General features: G+C 42.9%; 18 protein-coding genes and 1 pseudogene. 10 read left to right on the top strand and 9 right to left on the bottom strand.

Features of this window, described 5'->3' with window-relative positions; all coding sequences use genetic code 11:
- Positions 1–678: pseudogene (locus tag GBN19_RS11420) on the top strand (IS4-like element ISAbe18 family transposase); the annotation flags it as partial.
- A 54-nt stretch (positions 679–732) separates the two neighbouring features.
- Here the strand turns inward: GBN19_RS11420 and ftn are convergent.
- The 6 genes from ftn to GBN19_RS11390 all read right to left on the bottom strand — a co-directional run bounded on the left by ftn (position 733) and on the right by GBN19_RS11390 (position 9,526).
- A complete protein-coding gene (gene ftn, locus GBN19_RS11415) occupies positions 733–1,197 on the bottom strand; it encodes a heteropolymeric bacterioferritin subunit Ftn (RefSeq protein ID WP_151778220.1) in 465 nt (154 codons plus the stop codon).
- Between the two features lie 238 nt (positions 1,198–1,435).
- Complete coding sequence (gene ligA, locus GBN19_RS11410; RefSeq protein ID WP_375707871.1) at positions 1,436–3,481, bottom strand: NAD-dependent DNA ligase LigA; 2,046 nt, start codon at positions 3,479–3,481, stop codon at positions 1,436–1,438.
- A gap of 63 nt (positions 3,482–3,544) precedes the next feature.
- A complete protein-coding gene (locus GBN19_RS11405) occupies positions 3,545–4,510 on the bottom strand; it encodes a cell division protein ZipA C-terminal FtsZ-binding domain-containing protein (protein WP_151778219.1) in 966 nt (321 codons plus the stop codon).
- Between the two features lies 1 nt (position 4,511).
- Positions 4,512–7,964, bottom strand: a complete 3,453-nt coding sequence (gene smc, locus GBN19_RS11400; RefSeq protein ID WP_151778218.1) for a chromosome segregation protein SMC — start codon at positions 7,962–7,964, stop codon at positions 4,512–4,514.
- 10 nt (positions 7,965–7,974) lie between these two features.
- On the bottom strand, positions 7,975–8,673 hold the full coding sequence (locus GBN19_RS11395; RefSeq protein WP_151778217.1) for a GntR family transcriptional regulator: 699 nt from the start codon (positions 8,671–8,673) through the stop codon (positions 7,975–7,977).
- Between the two features lie 31 nt (positions 8,674–8,704).
- Positions 8,705–9,526, bottom strand: coding sequence for a sulfite exporter TauE/SafE family protein (locus GBN19_RS11390; RefSeq protein WP_151778216.1), 822 nt, complete (start codon positions 9,524–9,526; stop codon positions 8,705–8,707).
- A gap of 27 nt (positions 9,527–9,553) precedes the next feature.
- Here GBN19_RS11390 and GBN19_RS11385 point away from each other — a divergent pair, with 27 nt between their 5' ends.
- Genes GBN19_RS11385 through GBN19_RS11370 form a run of 4 tightly spaced genes read left to right on the top strand, consistent with a single transcriptional unit; the run spans position 9,554 to position 12,518 of the window.
- On the top strand, positions 9,554–10,315 hold the full coding sequence (locus GBN19_RS11385) for a biotin--[acetyl-CoA-carboxylase] ligase (RefSeq protein ID WP_151778215.1): 762 nt from the start codon (positions 9,554–9,556) through the stop codon (positions 10,313–10,315).
- Between the two features lie 12 nt (positions 10,316–10,327).
- Positions 10,328–11,065, top strand: coding sequence for a type III pantothenate kinase (locus tag GBN19_RS11380; protein ID WP_151778214.1), 738 nt, complete (start codon positions 10,328–10,330; stop codon positions 11,063–11,065).
- A gap of 13 nt (positions 11,066–11,078) precedes the next feature.
- Positions 11,079–11,783, top strand: a complete 705-nt coding sequence (locus tag GBN19_RS11375; protein WP_151710531.1) for a hypothetical protein — start codon at positions 11,079–11,081, stop codon at positions 11,781–11,783.
- A gap of 51 nt (positions 11,784–11,834) precedes the next feature.
- Entirely contained in the window at positions 11,835–12,518 is a 684-nt protein-coding gene (locus GBN19_RS11370; RefSeq protein ID WP_151778213.1) for a hypothetical protein, read from the top strand.
- Positions 12,519–12,559: 41 nt separating this feature from the next.
- On the opposite strand, the gene ffh is transcribed toward GBN19_RS11370, so the two are convergent.
- Positions 12,560–13,969: a signal recognition particle protein gene (gene ffh, locus GBN19_RS11365; protein ID WP_151778212.1), complete on the bottom strand. Its 1,410-nt coding sequence runs from the start codon at positions 13,967–13,969 to the stop codon at positions 12,560–12,562.
- A gap of 145 nt (positions 13,970–14,114) precedes the next feature.
- Between ffh and GBN19_RS11360 the strand changes: the two genes are divergently transcribed.
- Entirely contained in the window at positions 14,115–14,921 is an 807-nt protein-coding gene (locus GBN19_RS11360; protein WP_151778211.1) for a cytochrome C assembly family protein, read from the top strand.
- Positions 14,922–15,610: 689 nt separating this feature from the next.
- Positions 15,611–16,549, top strand: coding sequence for a tRNA-dihydrouridine synthase (locus GBN19_RS11355; protein WP_151710527.1), 939 nt, complete (start codon positions 15,611–15,613; stop codon positions 16,547–16,549).
- Here the strand turns inward: GBN19_RS11355 and GBN19_RS15765 are convergent.
- Together GBN19_RS15765 and GBN19_RS11350 are read right to left on the bottom strand one after the other, a co-directional pair.
- The gene (locus tag GBN19_RS15765; RefSeq protein ID WP_171494478.1) at positions 16,526–16,666 is read right to left on the bottom strand and encodes a hypothetical protein; all 141 of its coding nucleotides are present in this window, start codon (positions 16,664–16,666) and stop codon (positions 16,526–16,528) included. The genes GBN19_RS11355 and GBN19_RS15765 overlap by 24 nt on opposite strands.
- Positions 16,667–16,769: 103 nt before the next feature.
- Positions 16,770–17,813, bottom strand: coding sequence for a DUF1176 domain-containing protein (locus tag GBN19_RS11350; protein WP_151778210.1), 1,044 nt, complete (start codon positions 17,811–17,813; stop codon positions 16,770–16,772).
- A 94-nt stretch (positions 17,814–17,907) separates the two neighbouring features.
- Between GBN19_RS11350 and GBN19_RS11345 the strand changes: the two genes are divergently transcribed.
- From GBN19_RS11345 to GBN19_RS11335, 3 genes are all read left to right on the top strand, one after another.
- Positions 17,908–18,702: a hypothetical protein gene (locus tag GBN19_RS11345; RefSeq protein ID WP_151778209.1), complete on the top strand. Its 795-nt coding sequence runs from the start codon at positions 17,908–17,910 to the stop codon at positions 18,700–18,702.
- A 153-nt stretch (positions 18,703–18,855) separates the two neighbouring features.
- On the top strand, positions 18,856–21,036 hold the full coding sequence (gene yccS / locus GBN19_RS11340) for a YccS family putative transporter (RefSeq protein ID WP_151710524.1): 2,181 nt from the start codon (positions 18,856–18,858) through the stop codon (positions 21,034–21,036).
- A gap of 85 nt (positions 21,037–21,121) precedes the next feature.
- The gene (locus tag GBN19_RS11335; RefSeq protein ID WP_151710523.1) at positions 21,122–21,682 is read left to right on the top strand and encodes a hypothetical protein; all 561 of its coding nucleotides are present in this window, start codon (positions 21,122–21,124) and stop codon (positions 21,680–21,682) included.
- The last annotated feature ends 138 nt before the right edge of the window (positions 21,683–21,820 follow it).

The following is a 21,820-nucleotide window of genomic DNA, read 5'->3' as shown; positions in this document are numbered from 1 at the left end:
GATATTCCTGAGTTTGTTGCAGTTGAAAATGGCAAAGAAAATGACATGGTACAAGGCCGCAAATTCCAGTTTCCTGCTGGCAGCATTGTAGTTTTTGATAAAGGCTATGTCGATTACCAATGGTATGCAAATCTGACTGCTCAAAACATTGGATTTGTCACACGTTTTAGGCCTAAATCTGTGTATCAGGTGATCCAGCAACATCCAGTGCTTGAATCCAAAGGTATTCTAAAAGATGAAACCATTCAGCTGAATAGCGCACATGCCCTAAAAAGAAAAGCCCCAGTGTTAAGAAGAATTGAATATAGAGATCAGCAAAGTGGCAAGCACTTTAGCTTTCTCAGCAATAACTTTCATTTAGCCGCCTCCACCATTGCGGCGATTTATAAAGATCGTTGGAAAGTTGAGCTGTTCTTTAAGGCGATTAAGCAGAATCTCAAATTAAAAGCGTTTCTAGGCCGCAGCAGGAACGCAATTCAGACACAAATCTGGATTGCGATGATCGCCTATTTATTGGTGAGTTTCGCTCAACATTTAGGAAAAACAGGTTGGACAGTTCAACGTTTACTCAGAATAATTCAAGTGAATTTGTTTGAAAGAAGAACTTTAAAAGCTTTATTTTCACCCGATAAAATACCCATAAAACAAGAGGAAGCTCATTTGAGCTTCCTCTTGTGAAAAATTGTGGGACAGCAATGGCCTTCGGGCTGCTTCTTCGTTTGCTTGATCAGATCAGATTTGCGACTGAATATAGTTTTGCAAACCAATCAGTTCGATCAAACGCATCTGTTTTTCTAACCAGTAAGTATGATCTTCTTCGGTGTCTGACAACTGCTGACGAAGCATGTCACGGCTAATATAATCACCTTTGTCTTCACACAACTTAATACCTTGAACCAACTTTTCACGCACATGATATTCCAGTGCAAGATCGGCTTTTAGACAGCTCACAACATCTGTACCGACATCGACATCATCACGCTGCATGTTAGGTGTGCCACCCAAAAACAACACACGGCGAATGATTGCATCGGCATGCGCGGCTTCTTCCTGCATTTCATGATCAATGCGTTCGTAAATTTTATTTAAGCCCCAGTCATCGTACATACGTGAATGGATCAGGTATTGATCACGAGCAGCCAGTTCGCCACCGATCAACATATTTAAATAGTCTATGACTTCTGGATTGCCACGCATGATGAAATTCTCCTTATAATATATGCACTAGTATGCAGCGTTTATCTAAAAAATGCAAAAAATAAATTTTATAAGTATATGATTTTCATAAAATTAAAATGATAAACATAAGCATTTGCACTTCAACTTGACTCATTTTATGACTGAAAAACAAGCCCTTAAATCACTTTAAGGGCTGAGACCATGACAAATGCAAGTTACAAATTTCAACATTCAACATTCATCAATGGCTCAAAACTTATTCAGCAATTATCTGCTGACCATACTCTGCCATCAGATTTAAAAAGTCAGATTCACTGATGACTTGCACACCTAGCTTTTCTGCCTTTTCAAGCTTAGAACCTGCTTTCTCACCTGCCACGACACATTTGGTCTTGCTCGACACACTTCCACTGACACGCGCACCCAATGCCTGAAGCATTTGTGTCGCCTGATCACGGGTCAGTTGCTGTAAGGTTCCTGTGAGCACCCAACTTTCACCATTGAGTGGCTGACGGGTCGGTGCTATTGGTGCATCCCACTCAATCCCTGCTGCCAGTAAACGCTCAACCACTTCAATATTATGCTGCGCCTGAAAGAAATCCACGATCCATTCTGCGGTGATATCGCCCACATCTGGGGTTTTCTTTAGGCTTTCAATATCGGCTTGACGCAGCGCATCAAAGGTTTGGAAGGTATTGGCAAGCATGCGCGCTGTGGTTTCACCCACACCACGAATACCTAGCGCATAAATAAAACGTGCCAAGGTAGTTTTTTTGCTGGCTTCAATCGCATCAAACAGGTTTTGAACAGATTTCTCACCCATTTTTTCAATACCAAGCAAAGTTTCTCGGTGCTGATGTAACTGGTAAATATCCGAAACATCATTGAGCAAATTCAGATGCAGTAAGGATTCCACCCAACGATCGCCTAAACCTTCAATATCCAAGGCTTTACGGGAAACAAAGTGGCGAATCGCTTCAATACGCTGCGCAGCACAGTACAAACCACCTGAACAGCGTGCCAAGGCTTCACCTTCGGGCATCACCACTGGAGAATCACAGACTGGGCACTGGCTTGGAAGCTGAATTTCTAAAGCATCATTTGGACGGAACTCAGGCCAGACTTTTTCCACTTTTGGAATCACATCGCCTGTCCGATAGACACTTACAGTATCCCCTACACGAACATCCAAACGGTGAATTTCACCAATGTTATGCAAAGTCACATTCGATACCGTTACACCACCAACAAAGACTGGATTTAAGCGAGCAACTGGTGTCAATGTCCCTGTACGACCAACCTGCCAGTCGATTTGATCAACCGTGGTCAATGCGGCTACCGCAGGAAACTTATACGCGGTCGCCCAACGTGGTTCACGACTCAAAAAGCCCAATTGCTGTTGCTGTTTTAAGCTATCGACTTTAATCACCATGCCATCAATTTCAACTGACAAATCAGGGCGTTCCTGTTGAATCTGTTGGTATTTTTCTTGAACTTCCTGAATCGACTGGCACAAAAACTGGCGTTCAGCGATTTCAAAACCAATCTTGGTTAACCATTGCAAGCTTTCATGCATTGAAGATAAACCATGATCAGGCTGACATTGAGCAATTCCATAGGCATAAAAAGCCAGCGGACGGGACGCCGCAATTTCAGGATCAAGCTGACGCAAACTACCTGCAGCAGCATTTCGCGGATTGGCAAAGGTTTTATCGCCACGTGCTTGCTGATCGGCATTAAGTTTTTCAAAGCCTGATTTTGGCATCAACACTTCACCACGAACTTCGAGCAAGTCAGGAATCTGAATTTCGCTGCTGTATAAGAATTTAGGCAGGTTGCGAATGGTTTTAACATTTTGAGTAATGTCTTCGCCTGTTTCACCATCGCCACGGGTTACACCACGCACCAAAACACCCTGTTCATACCACAGCGAAATGGCTAAGCCATCTAGTTTTAGCTCAACATCGTATTGAACCTGTTGGCTCGGTAATCGCTCCTCAACACGACGGGCAAAGGCAAACAATTCTTCTTGATTAAAGACATTGCCCAGCGACAGCATCGGAACGGCATGGGTCACACTTTCGAATTTGCTCAGTGCCTGACCACCTACTCTCAAAGTTGGTGTATCTTGCTGAATCAGTTCAGGATATTGTTGTTCTAATGCTTTTAACTGATGAAAAAGATGATCATATTCACTGTCAGAAATGCTCGGCTGATCCATCACATAATAGGCATGGTTATGTTTTGCCAAAATTTGAATCAATTGACGCATCTGTGTAACTATCGCGTTTGTATCCACCATAAAATTTCACCATATAAAAGGGCGGACATCGTCCACCCTAAAGTCTAAACTCAGCGCTTTAACTTAGTTGCTCTGTGCTGCTTGCGGTTTGTAATCAATAATTTGATGACGCCAATGTTCTTTTAACTGCTGTGTCAATTCACAGTTATTTTCATCGAACACTTTACCGTCGATGTCGCGGGCAATCAGGTTGGCAATGCTGACCATCATATCAAAGCCTGTTTGTGCATGTGGGTTGGGCAATGCCAAGAAAAATGCAAAACCTTGAACCTGCTCAGCCGATAGCGTTTCCAAATCAAAACCTGCTGGACCTTCATCGGTTACACGTAACACCGAAAACATCAGCGGACTTTCTTCTTCGGTATTTTCATAGCGATGGAAACACGACAATTCACCAAAACGTAGACCGTATTTCAGTAACACTTTCAGCGCACGGTCGCCAGACAAGACACGGCGCGGGTTCGAATAGACATTGAGTGCAAAAATATATTCGGCATTCGACAAGGCACTTTCATCGTCATAGCGTTGCTGCTCGTGCAAATGCATATCTAAAATTGAGCTTTCTTCTTCAAAGTCTGCAATCTCAACCGTCTCAACATCAGGATTTAGGCTAAGCGCAATTTCTTCTTTTTTAGCTTCTTCAGTTTCAACAGCTGCCGTTTCTTTTACCGTTTCAACTTCTGGTTGTTTGCTTTTTTGTACTACTGCCTCGGACGCTACAACTTTTTCAGCAGCAACATTTTGTGCTGTGTCTTCAGTTTTCTTCTCAATAACAGGCTCAGCTTCTGCTACCGCTTCAGTTTTATCATCTTCATCTAGATGAGGTTCAACACGCTGCTCTAGAGCTTGTGCTTTAGACAACTGATCACGTACAAAACGTGGAATCACAGGCTGATTGGTTTCAGGGTTAATGTGCAATTCCGACTCAAGCGATGGCACATATTCTTTCGGTTTTCGAAACATCAAAAACAACCCCAATAAAATAATAGCAACCGCGATCACAATACCTACGATTGTGGTGATTTCCATACTATGACTCCGCAACTAACCCGTATTCTTTCGCTTCTTCTAAATTCACAGTCACCAATTTAGATGTGCCTGGTTCAGGCATTGTAACACCCAATAAATCGGTCGCCATGGTCATTGCCAGTTTATTATGCGTGATGAAGACAAATTGTACCTGCTCGGACAATTCCTGCACCAAATTGCAAAAACGCTGTACGTTGGCATCATCCAGCGGCGCATCAACTTCATCCAGTACACAAAACGGTGCTGGATTCAGACGGAAAATCGCAAAGACCAGTGCCAAGGCGGTCAGGGCTTTTTCTCCGCCCGACAATAATGCCAAAGTACTGTTACGTTTACCCGGTGGTCGAGCCATCAATTTCACACCCGACTGCCAGTCACTTTCTAAACTCAGACTGGCTTCTCCCCCATTAAACACTTTTGGAAAGAGTTCCTGCAACTCCAGATTGATCTGTTCGAAAGTTTGCATAAATAACTTTCGGGTTTCCTGATCAATACTTTTCATGGCTTGCTGTAACTGTTCCACCGTGTTTTGCAAATCTTGCATTTGGTGCGTCAGTTCTTCATAGCGCTGTGCCACTTCTTCATATTCTTGTGATGCTGCCAAATTCACCGCACCAATTTTGTCGAATTGCTGCTGCGCTTTTTGTAATTGTGCCTGATGCGCTGTAAGCTCAATATCGACCACTTTTAATTGCTCAGCATTGAGCTGTTCAAGTTGTTCGCTATAGTGAGTCAAATCGGATTTGGCTGCCTGCCATGCCAGTCGTTTTTGCTCCAGCAATTCACGGACTTGCTCATCTTGCTGCTGCAACTGATGGCGCTGCTCGGTCAGATGCTGCTGTTTTTCCTGAACCGTATTGAGTTCAAGTTGCCATTCCTGCCATTGTTTTTGCAGTACCGCTGTTTGTTGTTGCTGTTCTTCAAACTGCGCCTGCAAACTTGGTAACTCAAGCTGAATCGGTTGCAATACACTTTGTGCTTGCTGAAGCTGTTGTACACACTGCGCGTATTGGCTTTTTAAAAAGCTTAGATCTTTTTCGAGCAGTTCAATTTGTTGTTGCTGCTGTTGCAGTTGCTGCTTGCTGTCTTGTAACTGACCTTGCACTTGCTGACGTTGCTGCTGCTGTTCTTCACATTGCTCAGCCAGATCATCGACCTGATATTGCAAGGTTTTATAATGAGGTAATGCTTGTTCTAACTTCATCGCTAACGCATGCAGATCAATCTCCAGATCATCCTTTTGCATGGCATCTTCTTCGATTTGCAGATCGAATTGCTGGAGTTGCATCTGCAATTGTTGCTGCTGTACAGCAAAGGCTTGCTGCGCACTGTGCAATTTTGCAACCTGCACATCCAGTTGCTGTTGCTGTTGACGGAGTGTTTTCGTCTGCTGTTGCAGGGTTTGAATCTGTTGCTGCGTGGTCTGTAAAGCCTGTTCAGCATCGCTTGTCTGTTGCTGCAAAGCCTGTAACTGCTGCTGCCCTTCTGCCTGTTCCTGCTCAATTTCCTGCAAACGAATACGGTGACTCAATGCACCTTGTGCCGCCTGACTTTGCTCGTCATACAGCAGCCCGATAACCCAATCTTGACCCAGCAAATAACCATCCAAACTCAGTAAGCTTTGCCCTGCCTGTAGTTCAGTTTGTAAAACCTGTGCCTGAGTAAAATCAGGGACAATCGCGACCTGCTGCCACAACGAGTTTTGTGGGTAAGCAATCCAACTGGCGAGTGTTGGCAAACCTAGAAGTTCAGTCTGCACCGTCGTTTCAGTGACGTGCAGTTGCCTTGCTTGTTCAGGACTAAATGACGCTTCTTCTGCGAACACCTGTGCAGATAGCCACTGTGCCAGATATTTCTCCACCAATCCTGCATGAGGTTTGGCGACCTCGTGTAACTGCAAAACTTGCATCAACTGCTGGGCTGATGACTGCTGTTTTGGCTGTTGCTTGATCATCAGTTTTTGCAGGTTATTTTGTTCAGCCTGCAAGATTTTGAGCTGTGACTGCTGCGCAGCCAGTGCTTTTTGCTGTTGCTGTACAATTTCTTGTTGCTGCTGTTTTTGTTGTTCAAATGCGTGAAGCTGCTGTTCAGCCTGCTGCAATTGCTCGGCAACACGCTGCTGTTGCTCAGTAAAGTCGTCCAGTTCAGGTTGAGCCACCTGCGCCTTGACCTGTTGGTATTGCTGAGCCAGTGTTTCTTTTTGATGTTCTAGGCGCAGAATATTTTTATTGAGTTGCTCCAGTTGTGACTGCATTTGTGCATGCTTTTGCTGTTGCTGCTCAACTTGGGTTTTAACCTGTTGATACTGCTGCAATGCGGTTTGATATTGTGCAGACAAATCTGAATTTTGCTGTTGTTGCTGTTGATCATTTTGCTCGGCATGCTGAACCGCTTCAGCCAATTGCTCACACTGTTCATGCAAGGTATCCAGTTGCATTTCAGTCAGTTGTAACTGCTCTTTGAGCTGTGTTTTTTGCTGTTCAAGCTGCACAACTTGCTGACTGTTTTGTTGCTGAATATTTTGCTTTTGTTCAACATTGAGTTGCAGTTCCGCCAGTTTTTTCTCAGCAGTTTGCCAAGCTTGCTGCAATGGCATGGACTGTTGAATCAGGCGTTGAAACAAACCACTGGTTTCTGTCAGGTCATGTTCCACTGTGTTCAGTTCCGAACGCACCAGTTTAAACTGCTCACCAAACTCGGTCATTTGCGCGGTATATTCCTGCTGCAAGCGCTGGCTTTGCTGACATTGGAACGACAAAATTTCAATTTTTAAGGTACGGACTTGCTGTTCAAGCTGTTTGTATTGAACTGCGGCTTCGGACTGGCGTTTCAGGGTTTTGAGTTGGGCTTTCAGTTCGTGAGCAATATCTTCCAGACGTTCCAAGTTCTGCGTGGTATGTTCCAGATGTTGCAAAGTTTCACGACGGCGTGCCTGATAACGCGATACACCTGCGGCTTCTTCCACAAACACGCGCATTTCTTCAGGTTTGGCATCGACCAAACGGTTGATCATGCCCTGTTCGATAATCGCATAAGAACGTGGCCCCAAGCCTGTTCCCAAGAAAATATCGGTAATATCACGGCGGCGGCAGCGCGTACCATTCAGAAAATATTCCGATTTTCCCTCACGCGTCACCTGACGGCGCACCGCCAGTTCGGAGTAGGCATTGTACATGCCACCGAGTTTGCCCAACGTATTTTCAAAACGCAGTTCGACACTCGCCACGCCCACAGGTTTCCGTTTGGCTGTTCCTGTGAAAATCACGTCCTGCATGCTGCCACCACGTAACTGGCGCGCACTCGACTCGCCCATGACCCAGCGAATGGCATCAATGACGTTGGATTTTCCACAACCGTTTGGCCCCACAATCGCACTACGGTTCGCTTTAAAGTGTAATGTGGTACTGTCGGCAAATGACTTGAAGCCTGAGAGTTTTAAACTGCTTAAACGCATACTGTCCTAATTAATGACGTGAGCGACGTGCCCATGCCAACTCGATCTGTTTCATTCGTGTCAGGGAGTCCAACACAAGCCCTCGCAAGTGTCGGCAAAAATCGTGCATAAATAAAGTGGCTTGTTGCAAATTTTGGGTCAAAATAGCATCAATCATCCATTTTATGCGATTAAAGGTTTCCTCCAAATCCCGCCGCGAAGTATTCAGGATTAAAAAATAACAACGGCGCAGCGCAGGGAACAAATCCTGAAAGAACTGGGCGAAATACAAATTATGGAATTGCGCCACATGATTCAGTAGAAAATAAAACCACAAATCATAAAACTGTTCGGATTGCATCTGTTTGACATGCAGTGCCAGTTGCAATTCGAGCTGTTCAATTTTTTGTTTTTCGCTAGATGCATGCTGATAGATAAAACATTGAATCAACTGACTCAACAACATGTCACAACTTTCAAAGAGCTGATTGACCTGCTCCACACTCATTTCCGTGACAATTGCCCCGCGGCGTGGATAAATCTCGATTAAATGGGTACGTTGCAATAGCAATAAAGCTTCACGTACTGAACCCCGACTGACTTGCATTTCTTTGGCAATGCGTAGTTCGGGAATACGCTCTCCCTCTAACAATTCGCCAGTAATGATTTGCTGTGCAATCCGATCTGCAATCTGTTCGGCAAGACATTGTTGTGCGGACTGCTGAAGCATGTTTCACCTGCTGAATTTTTTAATTTTGTTTTTAATGTGTGCTGTGTAAAAGTTGTATCACACCCTGATAAATAAAATAACTCCCCACCGTAAAAAGTAAGCCACTAAAGCATTTTTTCAACATGGCTGGGGACAAGGCATGCGCCACTTTTGCCCCAAACTTGGCGGTGACAAAACTCATAATACTAATACCAATAAAGGCATAAATATGCACATAACCAATCGCATGCGGAATCTGTACGCTCTGTTTAGCACCGAACCACATAAAACCTAATGCACCTGCAACCGCAATCGGGAAACCACAAGCGGCTGAAGTCGCCACCGCTTTTTGCATCACCACGCCATGTTTGTTTAAGTACGGCACAGTCAGTGAGCCACCCCCAATTCCAAAAATTGCAGAGGCGACACCAATTCCCGAACCAGCGAGTGCCTGTTGCCAAACTGTAGGGAGTTGTTTTGAGGTATCCACCGTTTTATTGGCACCAAAAAACATACGCTGTGATACCCAAATTGCAAATACTCCAATAATCAGTTGCAAACTATGCCCAGATAGAACATCGGCAACGCCTGCCCCTAAAAATGAACCGATCACCAAGCCTGGGGCAATATTACGCACTACCGTCCACATCACCGCGCCTTTTTGATGATGCGCCATAATCGAGCTTAAAGAAGTAACCATAATGGTTGCCAGTGACGTCCCGAGTGCCATGTGCATTATCAGGTCGGGCGCATAATGCTGTTGGGTAAACACAATATATAAAATCGGCACAATAATCAGTCCGCCACCCACGCCAAACAGCCCTGCGGTAAATCCTGCAATTGCACCAATCAGTAAATATATGATTAACTCCATCTTATGTTTTCCCACGAATGATTGATTATGGATGCGGATACTCGTCAATTACAGCAGCTACTCGAACAGTCCAACTGTACCCCCGATATTGTATTGCTGAAACACAGCACAACATCGACCAATGACGACGTCCGTGCACTGGCGCAACAAGGCATGCATACGGCTTTGGTATGTAGTGAAATACAAACACAAGGGCGTGGACAACATCAGAGACAATGGGTTTCACCACAAGGAAACATCTATTTAAGCACAGTCATTCATACCAAAACAGCAATTGATGGACGTTTGGCATTAGAAGTTGCCTTAAATCTGATTCATATGCCTGTACTCAAAGACTTTGATTTACAGATTAAATGGCCCAATGATCTCTACAGCAATCAAGGCAAATGGGGCGGCATACTGGTCGAGCCAATTTCTGCGCATCAAGCAATCGTTGGGGTCGGCATCAACATTATCACCCCACCCGATCTGCAAAATTTAGATCAGGCAGTCACTTCTCTGAGTGAACTCGGACTGCATAATCGTAGCCGAATCGAACTGATTCATGACATATATGTGGCGATTCAGCAGGCAGGCGCATGGTTTAATCATGGTTGCTACAATTTGGCTGAACGCTTTAATCGCGTTGCGATGTTTAAAGGTGAACCTGTTGTTTTCGAACATCAGCAAGGAGTTGCTGAAGGGGTTTTCCTCGGCATTCAAAATGATGGTGGCATTCTCCTCAGCACAACGCAAGGACAAACCGTTTATTATCAGGGACGTTTACGCCTACTTCCTTCTGCACAGTAATCCGAGAATATCATGCAAAATTTATGGCTCGATATTGGGAACACACGCCTAAAATACTGGATTACCCAAGGTACGGATGTGATTGAACACGGCGCAGAGCTGCATTTGCAATCCCCTGCCGATTTATTACTGGGCTTAGTTCATCACTTTAAAGCGATGCAGATTAGTCGTATCGGAATTTCTTCGGTACTGGACAAGAAAAATAATGACCGTATTAGCCGCATTTTAAAACGGCTCAATGCCCCGCTTGCGATTGCCAAAGTGCAGCGAGAATACGCAGGTTTGCATTGTGGTTATGAAGATATTCAGCAACTCGGGATTGACCGTTGGCTGCAACTTTTGGCAGTGGCAAATCCTGATCAGAATTTGTGTGTGATTGGCTGTGGCACTGCCCTCACCATTGATTTGACTCAAGGTATGCAGCATTTGGGGGGCTATATTCTGCCAAATCTGTATTTGCAACGCGATTCCCTGATTCAAAACACCAAGGGCATTAAAATTCCAGATTCAGCCTTTGAGAACCTAGCACCTGGACGAACAACCGTCGATTGTGTACATCATGGAATTTTGCTTGGGCTAATTAGCACTATTCAAAAAATTTTAGAGCAATCACCACGCCAGTTGATTCTCACAGGGGGTGATGCGGCATTATTTGCCCCTTTTTTACAGGATTATCACCCGATTGTTGAATCAGATCTCTTGCTTAAAGGTCTACAACACTATACTTTGCATCACAAAAACAATACCTGAGCTTAGGATTATCATGAAAAATCATTATAAAGTACTTGCGTTACTGACTTGCGGCGCTATTGTCACTGCATGCCAAAACCCAGCATCTGTACAGCCTCCTGTCACACAGACACCTGTTCAATCAACCACCAATAATCAAAATATTGTTGCCTATTTTTCTTCTATGCAAACAGGCGGGGTTTTACTGACCAATGCGCATAATGCCGATGTCTATCGTGTCCTCATCAAGCATGACGAGCATGGCTATTTGGTGCAGGACTTTTTTCAGGCATCGAAACAGCCGCAATCTAGCCCTGTATTGCTGAGCAATCCTGCGGATCTCAAAAATGTTGCACCCACATCAATCATTGGAGATCTCACGCTGTACTATCGAAATGGCAAGGTGTATCAACAAGCCACTTATAACCCTCAGCATCAGCCGATTGGACGAGCAACTACCTACACTGCTCAAGGCAAACTGATCATGCAAGAAGATAATCGCAGTGATGGTTCATATTCAGGTCAATTTTGGTATCCTGAAAATCTACACTTGGCACTCTCTTTTGAAATGAATGCCAAAAATCAGGTGACTTCTGCCAAAGGCTGGGATCGTCAGCAACATGCCATTGCAAACAGTCAATGTTTTGCTGAAAAGACGCTCAATCCTCAAAACACAAATGACCCATGCTATCAATTGCTGATGCAGTTGTATCAGAATAATGCCACTCTGGCAGATTAACATCGGTTCACGATCACCAAGCAACTGTATCAGTGACCAATGGGGGCAATCATGAAAAATATATTTCGAATACTGGCTTTTAGTTCTGGTTGCCTCATTTCACTTGGAACATCTGCAACCTTACTCAGTCAATATCAATCTACTGGACTGATTGTGGCTTATTTTTCTCCGATTCAGTTTGGCAATGAGTATTCCCCTACTCCACTGACAACAGGCTACTATCGGGTGATCAAACAGAAAAATTCACACGATCAATACTTAGTACAGGACTTTTATATTGAAAATCGACATAAACAGTCCGATCCTTTTTGGCTAGATAATGCTCAGGACTTACACAGTTTTGACCCTATATCGATTAAAGGAAAAATTAAACTATACTATCCTACTGGTGAGGTCTTTTTTACAACGCAATATAATGCCAAGCATCAATTGATTGGGACAAGCCAACTTTACAATCGACAAGGCAAAGTACTTTCAAAAGATGTTGTATATGCTGATGGCTCAACTCAAAGCCATTATTGGTATAGCCCAAATGTCCTCGCGCTAAAAGTGAAGTTCGATAAAAACTGGCATGTCTTACACGCACAAGGTTGGGATACACATGGTCAAGCCATTCCTGAAAATGAATGCTTTGCTGAAAAATCTTTAGAGCCTCAAAATCAGCTTGATCCTTGTTATTTACTAATGAATCTGCTGAATCATCGCAATCAGACGCTCACCGAAGAAGAACCATAAAAAAAGGCGCAATCTGCGCCTTTTTTTATCTTCAGAATATTTTATTTTTTCTGATCGTTGTTGCCGAACAATGGACCCATGCCACCGCCGCCACCAAACTGTTTTTGCATACCGCTGAGCGAACGCATCATTTTGCCAATACCCGATGGATTGGCAAATTTCTTCATCATTTTCGCCATTTGCGCATGTTGCTTGATCAATTTATTGACTTCAGCAACATCCATACCACAACCTGCTGCAATACGTTTTTTACGGCTTGGGTTCATCAAGTCTGGATTACGGCGCTCTTTAAGCGTCATCGACAAGATAATCGCTTCCATTTTCTTGACTTGTTTTTCAGGATTAGCTTGCTGGATCGCTTGTTGCAAACCTGCTCCGCTCATACCTGGCAACTTATCCAAGAAGCCCATCATGCCGCCCATTTTGCTCATTTGCTCAAATTGCGTCAGCATATCTTCAAAGTTGAAGCTGCCGCCTTTTTGCAATTTTTTCGCCATTTTTTCGGCTTTTTCTTTGTCGAGTTTGCGTTCAACTTCCTCAACCAAAGACAGCACGTCACCCATACCCAAAATACGTTGGGCAATACGTTCTGGGTGGAATGGTTCAAGCGCATCGAGTTTTTCACCCATACCCAAGAACTTGATTGGCTTACCTGTAATAGCACGTACTGAAAGTGCTGCACCGCCGCGTGCATCACCATCAGTTTTGGTCAGAATTACACCTGTCAATGGCAAGGCATCATTAAATGCCTTAGCTGTATTTGCCGCATCCTGACCCGTCATGGCATCAACCACGAATAAAGTTTCAGTTGGCTTAACCGCTGCGTGCAATTCTTTAATTTCGTCCATCATGTCTTCATCGACATGCAAACGACCTGCTGTATCGACAATCAAGACATCGGCAAATTTGATTTTTGCCTGTTCGATAGCACGATTGACGATATCAATCGGTTTTTCTGTCGGTTGAGACGGAATAAATTCTGCGCCAACTTCACCTGAAACCGTTTCTAACTGTTTAATCGCCGCAGGACGATAAACGTCAGCAGAAACCGTCATGACTTTTTTCTTTTGGCGCTCTTTTAAAAAACGTGCCAATTTTGCTGCAGTGGTGGTTTTACCCGCACCCTGCAAACCTACCAATAATACAACCACTGGCGGTTTCGCTGCCAAATCAAGGGTTTCGTTTTCCGCACCCATCATTTTGGTCAGTTCATCATGCACAATCTTGACAAAAGCCTGCCCTGGAGAGAGCTGGCTCATGACTTCTTGTCCAAGTGCCTGTTCCTTAACTTTCGCGATAAACTCACGCGTTACAGGTAAGGCAACATCCGCCTCTAGAAGTGCCATACGCACTTCTCGCAGGGTGTCTTTAATATTGTCTTCGGTCAGTTGGCCTGTACCGGTAACATTTCTTAAACTCTGTGAGAGTCGTTCTGTTAAGGTGTCAAACATTGCAAATTCCGCTTAAAATGGTCTGTTGCAAAAAAATCTTTCTCAAAAATAGAAAATTTATGCATGAAATGCTATAGGATACTTGAGTTCACATCGAAATTATATCGCATAGCATGAATATTCATTATTCCAACAAAGGTTTGACATGATCAGTCTCCCCTTGGTGTACACGATACTGGCTTTAATCGCTTATACCACTGGTTTTTGGTACTCCTTTATGCACTTATTGGCGAAGCGTGAGCCAAACCGTTGGTTTATTGGCATCATTCTGAGCATAGGTCTGTTGTTGCATGGTTATATTTTACAACATGACATGCTAACAACACATGGGGTCAATTACGACGTTTTCAACCTAATGTCGTTTACTTCTGGGTTAATGCTTCTCTTGAGCGCAGTATATAGCACCTATCGTCCCGTTCTTGCCCTCAATTTGCTGGGCATTCCTGTTGCAGCGACAGGGCTTATTTTTGGTTTTGCATTTAGCCAACCCAATCAGTTTATTGAAGAACACTCTTTTGGGCTAGATGCACATATCATTTTATCATTATCGGCTTATGCTGTCTTACTCATGGCAACCATTCAAGCCGTCTTGATGTGGTTCCAAGACCGCGAGTTAAAGAAAAAACAAAAACGGTTGTGGGTCAATCTACTCCCCCCTTTTCAGGTCATGGAGTCATTGCTGTTTGACATGCTGATCACAGGTTTTGTGGTTTTAACGGTGGCGCTCAGTTTGGGTTTCTTTACTGTAGATAGCTTCTTGGGACAACATTTGGCACATAAAACAGTATTTAGCATTATCTCATGGATTGTTTATGGTGTGTTGCTCGTTGGTCACTTTAAGTTTGGCTGGCGTGGACAAAAAGCCATTCGTTTTACTTTGATTGGCTTTGTATTGCTTGCTGTGGGCTTTATTGGCAGTAAGTTTATTTTGGAGATGATTTTAGGTCGCTAATGAGGTGACCTAGTCGCCTCTCTGTTACATAAATTAATTTGCGACCCACTTGGCATTTTTATAAAAAAAAGTTATTCTTTTCAAAGATATAAAATTTGTATTTTAATTATTTAAATCATTGTTATTATATATTTTGCCAATTAAATTTGAACAAATTTCAATCAAATTATCTAATTAATAAAAATATTTACCTGTTTTTACATATCTTATTTATCAAAAAACAAACACAATGAATAAATAATACTACAGACATTTTATTGGAATATTTTATCTATTCATTTTTTCGATTTCATATTAAATTCGACATACCATAAAATGAGTTACAGGCTCAAAAGATGATAAACAACAATACACGATCTCCATCAACATCGCTCATACAAACATCATCTTGCTGTAATACATGCAAACATATTATGCCCACGCAAAAAATTAACCCTCAGTTTAAAGGTCTGATTGCAACTTATGATGCAAATCACTACTGTATGCTTGAATGCTTAAACCAAAATTTTGAAAAATCTAAATAACTGTTTTCATATAGATTTTATTAAAATTCTGATACATCTTCATTTTATATTTTAATCAAACTAACCTTTATTATCTAAAATTAAAAATCTAACAATTCCTAGAAAAAGATCGACAGCGTTGTACAATTTGCGTATAACGCTGTTTTTATTTTTAGGGCAATCGCTTTGAAACTGATTCTTGCACCAATGGAAGGCTTAACCGATCCGATTATGCGTGATGTGCTGACGCATGTCGGCAGTTTTGACTGGTGTGTCACAGAGTTCATTCGCGTCACCAACTCAGTTTTGCCTGATCATATTTTTCATCAGTTTTGCCCTGAATTACTGAATGGTGGAAAAACAGCTGCGGGGACACCCGTGCATGTGCAATTTTTAGGTAATGATCCTGAAATGTTGGCAGCCAATGCTGTCCGTGCAGTGGAACTCGGTGCTCCTGCTATCGACCTGAATTTTGGCTGTCCTGCCAAAACTGTCAACCGTCACCGTGGTGGTTCTATTCTGCTTGATGAACCCGATGTCGTGCATATTTTAGTGAAAGCAGTTCGCGATGCCGTGCCTGCTCACATTCCTGTGTCTGCCAAAATGCGTTTAGGTTATCTCGATGAAAACCACACCATGGACAATGCCCACGCCATTGAAGATGCAGGTGCAAACTGGCTGACGGTGCATGCGCGTACTAAAGCCGATGGTTATACCCCGCCTGCCTTCTGGGAAAAAATTCGCCCCATTCGCGAAGCACTCAAAATCAATGTGATTGCCAATGGTGAAATCTGGAATTATCAACATGCCAAAGCATGTCAAGCCCAGTCAGGCTGTGAAGATTTGATGCTGGGTCGTGGTGCAGTTACCACGCCTGATTTGACGCAATGTATTCGCCAGAAATCTGATCAGGCTTTGCTCTCTTGGCAGGAGTTGGTCGAACTACAAATTCGCTTCCTGAATGGCCCAAGCAAAACTGAAATTGGCATGGTCGGACGTTATAAACAATGGCTCGGCATGATGAGCAAAGCCTACCCTGAAGCCAAGCAACTTTGGGATGAAGTTAAACGCATTAAAGTGCTAGAGGATGTGATTCTACAGTTACAACGCAGTATCGCACCCTAAACCATGTTCATAAAGCTGTACCTGTTGCTTGAGCCAGTCCAAAAACAGACTGGTTTCAGGTTGCAAAGTCTGCCCTTCAGGTATCACACTCCAGTACGCCCACGGATATGCCACCACAGTAAAGCTTCAACAACAGATGGAACACACTGACGTTTTTCAACGCTATGCCTATCCACAGGATTAACTGATAGAGGGATGCTTGACTTCGCATCCCTCATACTTATTTCACCTGACTGACATAACTCGGTAAATCCCAAGCACCACCCAATAAAATCATACGACACATGCCCGTAGTCGCATCTAAGCTTTTCATGAAGTTCTGACCATTCCAGACCCACTGGGCATGCCACCAACAGTCTCCCAAGCCACGACCTTTTTGTGCTGCATCAATCACACTATTCTCATAGCCTGAAGCACTCACCGTCACCAATTGCGGTTTATACGGTTTTTGCTGTTGAATCACCCAGTAGCCATAACCTTCGTTATATGCGCCACGCCAACATAATCCACTCACCAGTAAGCGTTTATTCGGTAAAACTGCTTCGACTTGTGGCTCAAATTTGGTGTATTCATTATTTTCAGTCAGGCTCGAACATTCACGCTCATCGGATTTGTTTTTTGCTTGCTGTACTTTCAAGTTTTGGGTCAGAAGACTCCAATCTACTTGTTTTTGCCAAAGCTTTAAATTGGCGACTGGAATTTTCTGTTGATGAATAATCGGCATCGGTAAAGCAGCTAAAACTGACTTCTCGGACTGATTACCCACACGAATCAAGGCAGATGGGGTATTTAATCGACCTTGCTGTTCATCGAGTTTCAGTAAGACTGCATTTGCACCCTCACTCGACAGTTCCCAACGGGATTTTCCCGCAGCAAAATAAATACGCTGGCTGCCTTTTAAAGCACTTAACAAGGCACGGGTTTGTACTAGATTAAAATTCCCAGCAGCATCTTTTAAGATTATTTTGCCTAAATTTTGCTGACCCACCCAGAAATCCACGGCTTTAGGAATCGCAGGATCACCTTCATCGCCCACATCGGCAAGTTGAAGCTTGGCAGTAACCAACTGATTCACACCCGCCTTACGCGTCAGCAATACAGATACTCTTGCGTGTGCATCATCACTGGAATATCCTGCTGCACGACAAGTTCTAGTATTGTCACAAGTCATTTCCCAGTCTTTATATTGAAATGAGCCATCATCTGCATGGGCAAAAACTGCCATGCCGCCAAGTAACATACCCACTGCGATACTTTTTTTCATTTTCACTATTTTTATCAGATACAAAAAAGCTGATTATGCCGAAAACGATTACTTTTATGCTGTAACAAAATTGCAAATCACTTGAGAATAAATCATGTTACCCATTTTTAAAACAAGCTTCATTTCAGGCTGCTTATGTCTTGCCATAAACTCTACCGCACATGCAGATTGGTCTGAAAACGAAACCCAACAACTTAAATTTTGTACCACGCTCGCAACCATAAATAGCCAAGCCGAACAGCATTATAAAAAAGCACAGTATCTACAAGCCCGCAAAGTTTGGACGGAACATGTGGGATATTTGGAAAGCTGTTTACGCATGAAAGAAGATCCGAGTGACCAAGCCAAACAGATTTTCACTGCAAAAAATTCTGCTTATTTGACCCAAAACAGTTTGGATACCTTATATAACAGCATTGCCCTGACCTATATCAAAACTCATGACTATGGCAAAGCCAAAGCGTGGCTGAGCCTTGCGCCTCAATCGCCAAAAACTGCATTCAATTTAAAACTGATTCCACAACATTCAACCAACAACAGTGTCGCGGGTGAATACTGGAGGTATGCAGGCTTAGGCGCTTGGCAAAGCTATACCGTAAAAGCCCAAGCCCATCAGCAATATCAGATTCATTTTGAAGGTTTATATTTTGGTTTAAATGGTTTGCTCTATGGGCCAAATCTCGGTGAGTATGAATATCAAGGGAAAATTCAAAATCGACAATCGACTTGGAGCTATCCTGATCCAATCGAGCATGATTTTTGCCGAATTGAACTCAAATTCCAACCAGATCGACTGCATGTCACCACAACGACCAATGGTTCACCCGACAGCAGTTGTGGCTTCGGACACAATGTCACCGCAGATGGTGATTACCTCAAAGTTTCCTAAAAATACTGTAAAAATAACAGGTCATTCATTTTAATCATGAACAGTAAAGACAAGTCGATGATCCTCAACGTATAATTTCAGGATTCAGTTAAAAAACCGTACTCACAGTACATTTTTAATCACAAGACCTTCTTTGACTGGGGAAAATACAACTTGAATCTTGGGCTAAATCGCATTCGTCAAGTGACCTACAATGCATCGCTGATGTATAACTTCCGTATGGCTATCGCCTTTATTGGAACAGCTTTTGTGCCTTATTTTCTGCATTTTCAACTGGCAACAATCCCGCTGACATTAGGCGTAGTTGCAGCAGGATTAAGCGATATTGATGACCGCTTTACGGTTCGTATTTTAAATCAGTTCTATACCTATTTGGGGTTCTTTATTGCGGCAAGCTCAGTTCAACTGTTATTTCCCCACCCCTTTGTCTTTGCATTTAGTTTAATTATTGCCTGTGTTGTACTGATTTTATTAGGCTCTTTAGGACGACGTTATGCCACAATTTCATATGGCTGTTTAGTCATTTCTGTGTATGCCATGCTCGGTGTGCATTTGTTTGATGAATGGTACATGCAACCTCTGCTATTGATTATTGGGGCGGTATGGTATGGCCTACTCTCAACCATCAGTTTTTTACTGTTTCCGATTCGTCCCGTACAAGTCAAATTAGCGCAAAGCTATGCTTGTCTTGGTGATTTTTTATTTGCAAAATCCAACTTGTTCGATGTCGATATGACACCAGAAAGCTATCGACAAAGCATGATTGATTTGTCGATGGAAAATGGCAAATTGATTGCACTGTTTAATGACATGAAAACCGCGCTACTCACCCGCCTAAAAGGTGACCGTGGGCAAAAAGATACGCGTCGCAGTTTACAATATTATTTTGTTGCGCAAGATATTCATGAACGTGCCGATTCAGCTCATATTGACTATCAACAACTGGCAGATAACTTTAAGCACAGTGATGTACTTTTCCGCTTTCAACGCATTTTATCTTTGCAAGGTAAAGCCTGTAAGGATTTGAGTGACAGCATCATTAAGCAAACACCTTATCGGCACAACACACGCTTTAAACATGCGTTTGAAAACCTACGCTTATCTCTCAAAAAATTACCAGAGCAATATCCTGACGATCCCATTTGGGTCAATGCGCTCCTATCACTCTATCAAAACTTAAAAGCGATTGATGGACAGTTACGCAACCTAGAAGCAGAACGTGCCATAAGCATGGAAATGAGCAAACAACAAGATCAACAACTCAAAGATGATGATCTAAAAGGTTGGGCAGATATCAAGGTACGCATTATGCAGAATCTCACCCCTGAATCTGTTTTATTTCGACACGCGATTCGCTTATCTACTGTACTGTTTTGTGCTTATATTTTTGTACAGTTCACCCATGATCATATTCAATATGGTTACTGGATTCTATTAACCGCATTATTTGTTAGCCAGCCTAACTTTAATGCAACCAAACGTCGCTTACGTCTGAGAATTTGGGGCACGTTACTGGGTATTCTGATCGGATTAGCCATTTTAAAATTTGTTCCTTCCCTTGAGGGACAATTAATCATGCTCATTTTAAGTGGCATATTGTTCTTTGAACTCCGCAGTAAACAATATGCCCAAGCCACAGCATTTATCACCATTTTAGCTTTAATCAATTTTAATCTTGATGGAATGGGTACAACAGCAGCTTTCCCACGCATGATTGACACGCTGATTGGTTGTGGCTTTGCATGGTTTGGCGTCACCTTTATTTTCCCTGACTGGAAATTCCGTCGTCTGCCCCATAGTATTCGCCGTGCATTCAATGCCCAATGCGACTATTTAGCTGAAGTCGTACTCCAATACCGCCAAGGTCGAAACAACGGGCTAGATTATCGTGTTAAACGTCGTACCGCACATAACCGCGATGCGGAACTGGCTTCACTGATTTCAACACTGGCAACAGAACCTGATTTTGACCCTAGTCAAAAAACAGCAGCATTTGACCTACTCTGCTTGAGCCATACCTTTTTAAGCTATATTGCTGCACTCGGTGCACACCGTGAGCAAATTCAAGATCCTGAAATTCTGACTTTGCTCGATACTGCACTAGATGACATTCGTGGCGCTCTCCTGCGTGATGAACGCCCAAATTTAAATGCGCCAAATATGGTACAAAATATTCGACAACGTTTATCACAAAATAATCAGGATGATCAGAAAGCATTGATAATTTTGCAGCAACTTTCGCTAATGTTTGGCATACTGAACCAGCTCATGACCTTAAAACAAAATTTAAGTAATGAGCACAATACCGATGCCAGTGAGTTGGCATCTCTGTAAAAGCTGCGATTTTGGTGTAATATGTTGACGTTTCGCCAATGTTTAATGCTAAACTTTTGTGAGTTTCTATTTGTAACGATTCACTATGACCGCTAAATCCTTATATGCATATACTTTGCAACCCGTAAACTATGAAGTTTCTGAAGCCGAACAGCGTAATGCGCAGTTAATGATTTGGCGCAGTACCAACAAAATCAGTCTAAAAGCTTGGGCAATTATGGGTGCTGTTGTGGTATTAGCACTTTTAGGAATCGCGCTTATCAAAAACTACTCAACTATTTTTTGTTGGGTTGCGATTGTCTGTGTGATTATCTACTTGGCTATTCGTAAATTTGGCTTAGAGTGGTATGTCAAACGCAAAATGAACGAATTTCCTGCACAGGAAATTAAAGGCATTCGTTTAGGCGTACAGCCTCATGGTCTTGTTATGCGTCAACAAATGGGGATGCAAGAAGGGGTTGGTACTGTTGGCTGGAAAGATATGTACGAATGGTACAACACGCCTGATTTCTTACTGATCAATTTTAAAGTCAAAGATCAGCAAGGCGCATATATTTTGCCAAAACGTATGGATTCAAAAAATTTCTCCTTTGAAACCATTCGTAAACACCTAAAAGAAAGCGTAGGCGAACCAAAACAAATCTAAGTACAAAAATACAGAAAAACCTCCCACGTGGAGGTTTTTTTATGTCTTTTAATATGGTGAGAAGAAAAATCAGCAATCAGCAATCAGCAATCAGCAATCAGCAATCAGCAATCAGCAATCAGCAATCAGCAATCAGCA

This window comes from Acinetobacter brisouii (assembly GCF_008993995.1).
Lineage (GTDB): Bacteria > Pseudomonadota > Gammaproteobacteria > Pseudomonadales > Moraxellaceae > Acinetobacter > Acinetobacter brisouii_A.
The sequence above is the reverse complement of the archived record's forward strand: the minus strand, read 5'-3'. Positions and strand labels throughout refer to the sequence as shown.